Annotated in this window: 10 protein-coding genes and 1 pseudogene; all 11 read right to left on the bottom strand. The window is 33.5% G+C overall.

Translation table 11 applies throughout. The annotated features are described in order from the left end of the window. Nucleotides 1-539, bottom strand: a pseudogene (locus HMPREF2758_RS04760) (ATP-binding protein); the annotation flags it as partial. Between the two features lie 40 nt (nt 540-579). Next, entirely contained in the window at nt 580-963 is a 384-nt protein-coding gene (locus HMPREF2758_RS04755; RefSeq protein ID WP_246823262.1) for a YdcP family protein, read from the bottom strand. A 17-nt stretch (nt 964-980) separates the two neighbouring features. Continuing rightward, nucleotides 981-1,295, bottom strand: a complete 315-nt coding sequence (locus tag HMPREF2758_RS04750; protein WP_070609421.1) for a YdcP family protein — start codon at nt 1,293-1,295, stop codon at nt 981-983. A 194-nt stretch (nt 1,296-1,489) separates the two neighbouring features. After that, nucleotides 1,490-3,157 carry a DUF2326 domain-containing protein gene (locus HMPREF2758_RS04745; protein ID WP_070609419.1) on the bottom strand — a complete coding sequence of 556 codons (1,668 nt, stop codon included), beginning with the start codon at nt 3,155-3,157 and terminating at the stop codon, nt 1,490-1,492. Next, nucleotides 3,108-3,398: an ABC-three component system middle component 6 gene (locus HMPREF2758_RS04740; RefSeq protein ID WP_070609417.1), complete on the bottom strand. Its 291-nt coding sequence runs from the start codon at nt 3,396-3,398 to the stop codon at nt 3,108-3,110. The genes HMPREF2758_RS04745 and HMPREF2758_RS04740 overlap by 50 nt, the downstream gene beginning before the upstream one ends. Before the next feature lie 5 nt (nt 3,399-3,403). Further along, nucleotides 3,404-4,384: a hypothetical protein gene (locus HMPREF2758_RS04735; RefSeq protein ID WP_246823261.1), complete on the bottom strand. Its 981-nt coding sequence runs from the start codon at nt 4,382-4,384 to the stop codon at nt 3,404-3,406. A gap of 325 nt (nt 4,385-4,709) precedes the next feature. Then, the gene (locus tag HMPREF2758_RS04730) at nt 4,710-5,720 is read right to left on the bottom strand and encodes a virulence RhuM family protein (RefSeq protein WP_070609414.1); all 1,011 of its coding nucleotides are present in this window, start codon (nt 5,718-5,720) and stop codon (nt 4,710-4,712) included. A 153-nt stretch (nt 5,721-5,873) separates the two neighbouring features. Beyond that, entirely contained in the window at nt 5,874-6,320 is a 447-nt protein-coding gene (locus tag HMPREF2758_RS04725) for a hypothetical protein (protein ID WP_070609413.1), read from the bottom strand. 3 nt (nt 6,321-6,323) lie between these two features. Then, on the bottom strand, nt 6,324-6,542 hold the full coding sequence (locus HMPREF2758_RS04720; RefSeq protein WP_070609412.1) for a virulence RhuM family protein: 219 nt from the start codon (nt 6,540-6,542) through the stop codon (nt 6,324-6,326). Nucleotides 6,543-6,792: 250 nt separating this feature from the next. Then, a complete protein-coding gene (locus tag HMPREF2758_RS04715; RefSeq protein ID WP_070609411.1) occupies nt 6,793-7,179 on the bottom strand; it encodes a DNA alkylation repair protein in 387 nt (128 codons plus the stop codon). 888 nt (nt 7,180-8,067) lie between these two features. Then, nucleotides 8,068-8,742, bottom strand: coding sequence for a DNA alkylation repair protein (locus tag HMPREF2758_RS04710; protein ID WP_006908822.1), 675 nt, complete (start codon nt 8,740-8,742; stop codon nt 8,068-8,070). Between the last annotated feature and the right edge of the window lie 96 nt (nt 8,743-8,838).

Raw genomic sequence — 8,838 nt, 5'->3', positions numbered from 1 at the left:
TCTTTATCCGTCAGCTCACAGTACAAGCCACTTTCTAATTTCTTTTCTAGGTGTAAGAGCTGGTCTTGATATTTTCCTAAAGTAATTTCTACCCGAATTTGTATCAATCCGTTATTAAGGCGGTAATAGATTTTGGGGAAGTAAGTTATCTTCTCTTTAGTACGACTGGATGAATCTTTAAAGAAGCCATCTGTTTTAACCTGTTCCGATTCATACCACTTATTTTCTAAAATCATCTTTGCCAGCTTTTGACAGTGGTAGAGTTGTTTTACTATATCATATCTATATCTTTTGAATAGAAATACCACCAGCAAGCAAACAAGAATTGCGACACTTATACTCATCATTAAATAGGGAATGTCAATCTGGTTTGCTTGCGATAGGTTAAAGTCTTGCCAATTGACCTGCTGGATTGCTTGAATATGAAACAGTCCAACAACCAGCAGGAAAACTGGTAGCAAGGTAGCTATTGTAAAATGAAAGACTAAATCTTTGTCACTCGGACGAATCCTTTTACCATAAAATTCAATCTGTTTCATCCGTTATCTTCTCCTTTCTATTTAGTGGGAGGTAGAGAGACTATTTTTCTTTAACAGGTTCTTTTTTAGATGGTTGGTTTCTGAATGAATTAGAATCTTTTGCCAGAACAATATCATCTGCTTTGATGTACCAGTTTATATCTGCCCCTCGAAAGGTAGCAGTAGCAACAGTATCAGCTATTGGGTTGATAATTTCTACCCTTGCATTATAGTCAAAGTCCTTTAAAGAAACGCTAGCGGAAATACTTACTTGAATCATACGTCCTTGTCCTTTGGATTTTAGATCATAGGTACGTTCTTTAACTTCCTCTGAAACTGTACTATCTTCATTTTGAATACGTACTTCACGGCGGAGTGCGGAAAATTTCAACTCTCCAAAGGTTGCGTCTTTTTCTAATACAATACCATTAGCTAATCTCATTATTAAATCCCTCTCCTTCTTTAGGCTTTTACCATATCATCTGCATGTAAAATATAATTAGTGAATCCACGAGTACCAATTTTATAACCCTCTGCTGTAATGCGTGGGTTAATTAGTTTTACACTTTCTTCAAAGTCAAAATTCTTTTCTCCAGCTTCAGCAGGGAAAACAACGACAATATCGTCTGCTCTTTGAACATTAGAGTATAAGTTGTAGCTTCGAGATAAGACAGTAAGCTGTCCGTTGATTCTTCGCTGTAAGATTTTATCCTCGCCAGCAAACTTTAAGTTTCCGAATGTTTTTTCCATGTTGGGAATGACAAATTTAAGTTCCATATTTTTACCTATCCTTTCTGTTTGTGGTTAATGAATCTAATTTGTTTTATGTTTCTCGAGGTGGAGATCGACCAAAATTTGAAAACATCATCGTAAAAAATCCTTTCTATTTTTTTATTAGTTTTTAGCCAATAAAAAAGACGCTCTTATTTGAACGTCTCATTTACAATATTAATTCTTTTAATTTAATGATATTAGAATTCGAAGCCTAAAAGGTTGCGATTTTCTGATAAGATAATGGAACTCTTCTCTTCCACTTCTTTAATTACAGAATCATAGTTCCCTAGTTGATATTTATTTACTGAAACAATTATCTGTTTATTAGATACCTCTGAAATATTATTTAGTTGACCTAGCATACCAACTATTTGACGTGGGTCAATACCATTATAGCAAGATGAGTCTTGAATCATAACTTCCAATTGATTATTATATCTGCAAATTAAATAATCCATCAAGTTTTTCTTTACTTCACCAACCCCTTCACCAGTATCGCCTTTAAGTGTAAACTCAAAAATGACAGGTCTATTTCTTAAATTCTTGTTTCTAATTTTTATATCAAAATAGGAATTTACATCGGTATCATATATAGATTTAGTTATATCAAATATAAAGTCCCTGTATTCCTGAATTATACTATCATATTCCTTTCTTAATTGTGCTGCATGGCTAAAGCTTGAAGATAAATTGGAATCTTCTATAGCAATGGCATCATCTATATTTTTAACTTGAGATAACTTACCTTGCCTATATTTAACTTCTTGTAAATCATTATTATATTTCTCGTATAACTCAATTGATTCTTTATAGATTTCATTTTCTGAAATAATCGCACCAATTCTGTTGATTTCAGTCGATAAAGAATAAATTTTTTTGTTCATTTCTTCCATTTCAGAAAGTATTATGCTCCTTCTTTGATTCAGAAAATCTTTTCTTTCTTCATAGACTTTTCTATGGAATTCTTCAACTTCATCAATGGTCTTCTTTACCATGTCGGGAACTTCTTGCTTTGCTTTATTAAAAATTGCTAAAATGTGTTCACTTGAGATATCAACTTGATTTGAATCTTCTATAAATTGTAATAATCTATCACTCTCAAACTTATTCATCTCATAAGTTCTCTTTATTCTTTTTAACTCTTTGCTCTTCTCTGAATATTCTTCAACGACATCTTTTTGTATATCTGCAATCTCGATTGTCTTTATTTTATTACTTACTTTCTTTAATTCTTTAGTAAGACGTTCAACCTCTTTATCAATAAAATATATTTCTCCATCAATTTGCTTGACATCAAAGTTTCCATAAAAAGAAACTAATTCTTTTTTATTTTTCTTTAATTCCTTTATTCGATCTTGAGATTCATAAATATTACCTATTTCCTCTAAAATATCTTTTAGGTTCAACAATTCCAAACAACTAATTACATCATCTTTGCTGGCATTTGTTCTTTGGCTGATTTCAGTTGACTTCTTACTTAAAATAATTTGTTTTCCAAGTAATCTTCTTTTTAGCTGAAAAAAATCCTTATACTCTGATAAGCTATACTCTTTTCCATCTATATATATTTCTTCAGAGTTTCCCAATATTCGTAAAACAGTGAAGTACTTACTCTTATATTTTACAGTTGCCTCTAATTTAAATCCATGAATTGGCTCTTTAACCATAGCCAAATCTTCATTTGCACCAAAAATGTAATCAACGAATTTAAGTAACAGAGTTTTTCCTAAACTGTTTATAGTTCCTTTTAGGTTCGCTGAGTCTTGTATGTCACCGTATATAAAAGAAACTCCTACTTCATTAAATTTTATCTCCTCAATTGGTTTCCCTTGGGGATCCTTGATTATTAGCTCTAATATTTTCATTTACAATTTCCCCTTTCTCGTTATAAGAAACCATATTTGATAGATACATAAACTCTAACACATAAATATACTTTTGATAAACTGGAGGATGTTTAAGCTTATTTGTTTTAACATATTTTTTATTAAAGTTATTCCATAGTTTGTCAACAGTAAGTTTTTTATTACCCAATGTATCTAGTAATACAGCACTGATACCAATAAAACTTTCGGTTAAAGAAGTATATTTATCTGGTAATATCATACCTATCACCTCTCTTTTTCAAATATATCACATTTATCAAATATATAAACTATTAGAAACTTCATTGGCACATCTAAATGCCATTTATCTTGAGAGTATGATAACATTTCATTTACCAATGTATCATACAATTCAACTCCGTGAACTTGTGCTGATAATTCAGCATACTTATTAATAACTTGTTCTTTTACTCTTTCAAACTTATTTTCATATAGTATATCTTGATTAATCGTGTTAACAGCATTTTCTACAACATCTAATTTAGAAATAATACTCTCTATTTCATCTCTTTTTTCATTCAAAGAATTGATTGATATTTTTTCAACTGACGATATTCTTTGATATGATTGTGCCGATTTTCCATTTATGGATTGACAACTAAGATTACCCGAAATCCCAATTATTAAGTCCATAATTATTTGCTCATTAATAGCATTATAATCCATCATATTCCTAATTCGTAATGTTGCTGAAATTCTTTTTAACACTTCAATATCATTGATTTCCGTTAAAATATCACGAACATAATCTGTATTTGTTACTCTATACTCAAAAGTTATAGAATATTTTTCTTTAAGTGCATTGACCTTATTTTCGAAAAAGCCTTCACTATCATGGGGAAGATTATTGTCAAATGTATTAACAATAAATATAAAATTATTTAAGTTTCCATTCCACTTTTTTTCTTCATAAATTATTTTTAACAAACCGCTTAAATCTTCGATAAACTTCTCTTGAATCTCTTTTTTCAATGAATCTTTTAATCTAGTAGGTGCAAAAACCTGATAAAATAATCCATCTTCAAGAACACACCCATCATTTTTTTGATCACCACCATAAAAATCTGGCATTTCGTAGACTTTTCCAAAATACTTATAATATACAGCCAAAATTTCTTTTAACTGCAACTGATAGTTAATACCTGTTACTCCTTTGAGAAAAGAAACAATACTCTCTATATAATCATACCTATCCAAACATTTCACCTCCAAAATACGGTTGCGTATAATCCCTTTCTATTCATAACATTATATCACTGTTTGTATTCTAAATAATACACTGTCTTCTAATATTATTTCGTATCTCCCCACTCTATATCAATCACTACAGAAACATTGATATAGTCTTTTATCTCTTTATTTCTAATTTTATCCCTTTGTCCTGTAAAGACGATATGCTTGTAAAAGTGCTTAAAATAAAGGATTTCTACGTATCTGCTCGTTGTAGCAACACTATAGTCTCCACATGTGTTGGGGATAAGGGTTGGATTGGTTTTGGTATGATGGATAGGGAGTATGACTAGCAAAATTATTATTTACCTTCATTCTTGACCTCTTGCTCCAGCGCTTTAATCGTCTGCAAATAGTCCTCTTCCACTGGAGACAAAGTATTCTTTTGATACTCACGATACTCTTTCTTCACTTTATCCATGGCCTGTTGGTGACTGATCTTACCTGCAGATTGCAGAACAGGTCGTCCAGTCACACTGAGGACACGATCCAAATGGTCAACGTAATCACTCATATGCATAGGATTATGTTGTATGGCTTGAACTTCAGCAAAATCAAAGTACCCAGAAACTAAGTTGTTCAAAATTTTTAATTCATCTTCCTTTAAGTAGTTCTTAGCCACTTGGATATCTTTCAGAGTTGGCATAGCCCCTGAAAAAGTAGTTAGTCCCATAAAAGGTTGGCTTGCATCTGCTCTTTGATAAATCACTTCAGCTGCCGTGTGTCCATGAGCTGCAAAATGCAATTTGTTTTGAACCATCTTAAAGAAGGAAATCGATTCTTGACTCTTAGGATCATAGTCAATACTAATTGCATATAAATCCAGGACTTGACGGTACATAACTTTTTCTGAGGAGCGAATATCACGGATGCGATCTAATAATTCTTTCCAATAATTACCGCCCGCTTGACCTTTAAGTCGTTCATCATCCATAGTAAAACCTTTAACGATATATTCTTTCAGACGTTCGGTGGCCCAGCGACGGAAGTGCGTAGCGACTTTAGATTGGATGCGGTAGCCGAGTGAGATAATCATATCCAGATTGTAATGTTTAATATTACGAGCAACCTCTCGGCTTCCTTCTCGACGAACTATTCGGAATTCCCGAACAGTTGAATTTTCCTCAAGTTCTCCTTCATCGAAGATGTTTTTTATATGCTCGCTAACATTCGCTTTACTTGAATGAAAAAGATCAACGAGCTGAGCTTGTGTCAACCAAACTGTTTCATCTTCAAGTTTAACGTCTAACTTACTCGAACCATCTTCACTTTGATAGATAATAATTTCTCCATTGCTATCATGTTCCGTCATTCGTAACTACCTCCTTCATTAATCAATTTAATCGATTTTTCCCGTTTAGGTCACAATTACTTCTTTCTCTAGGGGTATTATACCAAAAAGAGAGGCATAGTCCCATGTCACTGCCACTACATAGGTCTACATCTCTCTTATTTCAAAGTTATTTTAAAGGTGGTTCTTCCAATAAATTTTGAGGGCAAGGGCTATTAGTATCTGGCCAATTCCTACAACAACCAAAGTATAGAAGACTGTATCGTTGAAGAAACCTACCAAAATTGCACAGATTAAGATGATGAAAGATAAAATTGGGATCACATGGAGGCCAGATTTCATTTGAATTAACGCTTCTCTTTCATCATGTTCTCTGATATAAACTTCTTTTAGAACTTCTTCATCTTTAAACATCTTCCACAATTTTCCTAATTGAAAGACGCAGACTAATTCTATCCCAATAAAAAGACCTGTTGCAAAGCCTCTAACACTCTCTACCATTTGTCCCCTATCCTTCAAAAGCACATTGCCAATGATAACAAATACTAGGGCGACGGCAATAAGCGCTTGATAGACGCTGACCCGATTCTTAATTTCCCTCCGATACTTCTCCAAGTTCATGATTCATCCTCCTCTCGAACTACCGAGAATTCCTCGGTAGTTGCTCCTTCTCCCCTCTTCTTTATAAATATTTTTGAGGTGTAAGGAAATATTATCTGAACTACAATTAAATAAATCGGCCATCATCTTCTGATTCATCCAAAAGGTTTCATCTTTAAAATAAACATCCACATAGACGTTTTGCTTTGCAGTTTCATAAAGTAGAATGGGTAATTGTTTCAAAGATAAATTCTCCTTTCGTTGGCACGGACCTCTGATTAATAAACTCAACTAAACTATTTTTCATTGTACTTTTTCTCTTGTACTGCTTCAGATGACTCTCATGATAGGGATAAGAAGGGATTGATTCAGATAAGTTGAAACTATCTTTTCAAGCACTTCAAACACGCCTTCTTCTCATCACTTATTCGTCTACTTTCACGAGCTTTTTATATCGTTGTGTTATGCACATCAGGGAGAAGTCTTTTCTCACTTAATAATGAAAAAGTGGCTCCCATTGTTTAGCTAGGGCTGTTGCAAAATACCAAGCTATCATTTTTTGCACGTAGTAATCCTTAGAACGAATACTAGCTGGGATCTCCAAATACTCTGAAAGAAAATCATCATCTAAGTAATGAATCATTAACATTCTCAGTCCAAAACGACAAGTATACATTTGATCAGACTCTGTCCACGCTTTAATCGTGTCTATTAGTTTCTTTCGGTGTTTCTTAAATACTTTCGTATTCTCTTGTCTTATTATCCTTTTTGCAAGCGAATGGGCTTTTCTCAACCATTCTTCCTGTAGAATAGTAGGAACTAATTTGCTCTTAAAAAGAGCATATTGTGCATCGCTGCAATCAAAATCTTGCTGTTCCACAACATGGGTCCAGTACAGGTATCCGTTTAATAAATGAAGCTCTCAATACTCCAGCAAAACGATAAAGTCGACCTTGTGTGTAAAAATCAAACATAGCATCCTATCAGTCTTTCAACAGTCGACCAGTTTCCCCATACGCACACCTTTATTCTAGCAGATCTCACCCATTTTCTCCTCTAAAAACCTAAAAGCGAGGTTCCTAAGAAGTCACAACTTCTCAAGAACCTCGCTGTTATACAATTTAGAGCTTTTCTTTTCAATCACCTACTATATCGCTACAGATCTGACGCTGTAACTCACTTCGTTCGAACAGCCTCAAGCAATACCACTGCCTCAGCATCCGATTGCATCCAATCATTTTCTCGCTTCGCTCGTCATTCTTGGGCAATCCGTGCACGGACAGGACAGGTGATTCTTCATACGCTAACGCGCCTTCACAAGCAGTGTCACTGCCTCGACACGGCTTGAGTGGTCAGTATGAATAAATTTTGAAACTTTTCAAAAGCTTCGCATGTGGGAATATATCCATAACGAATAAGTTAAGCTATTCATTATAAGTCTAAACTTTCCTTGTTTAACAAATTTGGAACTTAATCTAAGTATATTATGAAGAATAAAGTCATATAATTCAAATCTATTTAGAAATAATTCCATATCGAACATATTTATAAATTAGCGTTTTAACATTCCCATTATCATTTTACTTTACTAGTAAAACTTCAATTTCCTGTTTTCTTGTCGAACACACAACAATTTTAATATTTATTAAGACTAACCTGATGATAGCATACATCGAAAAGTTGATTTTAACACTCCTTGCATGGTAGAAAATGCAAAAAAATATGTCCTAGGAGGTGTAAGTTAAAGTTCAATATCAACTAAATTTCGTCATCCTTTAAGTGACTTTAAATATTCTTTTTGTTTCGATGTAATGCGCTTACTTTCACGTGCTTTCTGTATTGCCTTATTATGAGCCCATGTGTCTAGGCGCTGATCTTCAATGTGTTTTATGGTTGCATCCCATTGCTTTGCCAAAGCCGTTGCAAAGAACCATGCAATCATCATCTTAACGTAATACTCATCGTTATTAACAGAAAGAGGTATCTCCAAATACTCAGGTTTAAAGTCATCATCAAGAAAGTGAGACATTAACATCTCAAGACCAAAACGGCAAGTATATTCTTCTTCCGATTTGGACCATTCTTTAATTTTTTCCAAAAGTGCTTTTTTATTTTTTTTGAAAATCTTTGGAGACATAATATCGCAAACAGCCCAATTATCTACATAAGGCAGAAATTCATCGACTGCCTCAATACAGGCATCATAGTCTTTCATTTCAGAAATTAGGAGTCCGTGAAGCATATTTTCATCATAATATTTATGGGGTAAATCTCTTAGAAATTTAAATGTTTCCGGCTCCCCTATAATTCTTTTAGCAAGCTTCCTAGCCTCCGGAACTCTAACCCCTATAAATAGGTCTCTCGGAATATTTGGTGTCAATTTCGCTTGAAAATCAGCATATGAAATATCCTGTAATGCCAATAATTCTTCTTTAATGTTCACCTCTTTCACTCTCCCTATAATTGTAATTTGTCGCTCTACTATGAATCTTTGTCATTAACGCTATAGTCTCCACATGGCTTGAGTGGTCAGTATGGA

It is taken from the genome of Facklamia sp. HMSC062C11 (genome assembly GCF_001810675.1).
Taxonomy (GTDB): domain Bacteria; phylum Bacillota; class Bacilli; order Lactobacillales; family Aerococcaceae; genus Facklamia; species Facklamia hominis.
The sequence above is the reverse complement of the archived record's forward strand: the minus strand, read 5'-3'. Positions and strand labels throughout refer to the sequence as shown.

What these genes read in the sequence shown, in the direction of transcription:
- HMPREF2758_RS04750 (WP_070609421.1), bottom strand. Translation starts at nt 1,295, where the DNA reads ATGGAACTTAAATTTGTCATTCCCAACATGGAAAAAACATTCGGAAAC.
- HMPREF2758_RS04745 (WP_070609419.1), bottom strand. Translation starts at nt 3,157, where the DNA reads ATGAAAATATTAGAGCTAATAATCAAGGATCCCCAAGGGAAACCAATT.
- HMPREF2758_RS04740 (WP_070609417.1), bottom strand. Translation starts at nt 3,398, where the DNA reads ATGATATTACCAGATAAATATACTTCTTTAACCGAAAGTTTTATTGGT.
- HMPREF2758_RS04730 (WP_070609414.1), bottom strand. Translation starts at nt 5,720, where the DNA reads ATGACGGAACATGATAGCAATGGAGAAATTATTATCTATCAAAGTGAA.
- HMPREF2758_RS04725 (WP_070609413.1), bottom strand. Translation starts at nt 6,320, where the DNA reads ATGAACTTGGAGAAGTATCGGAGGGAAATTAAGAATCGGGTCAGCGTC.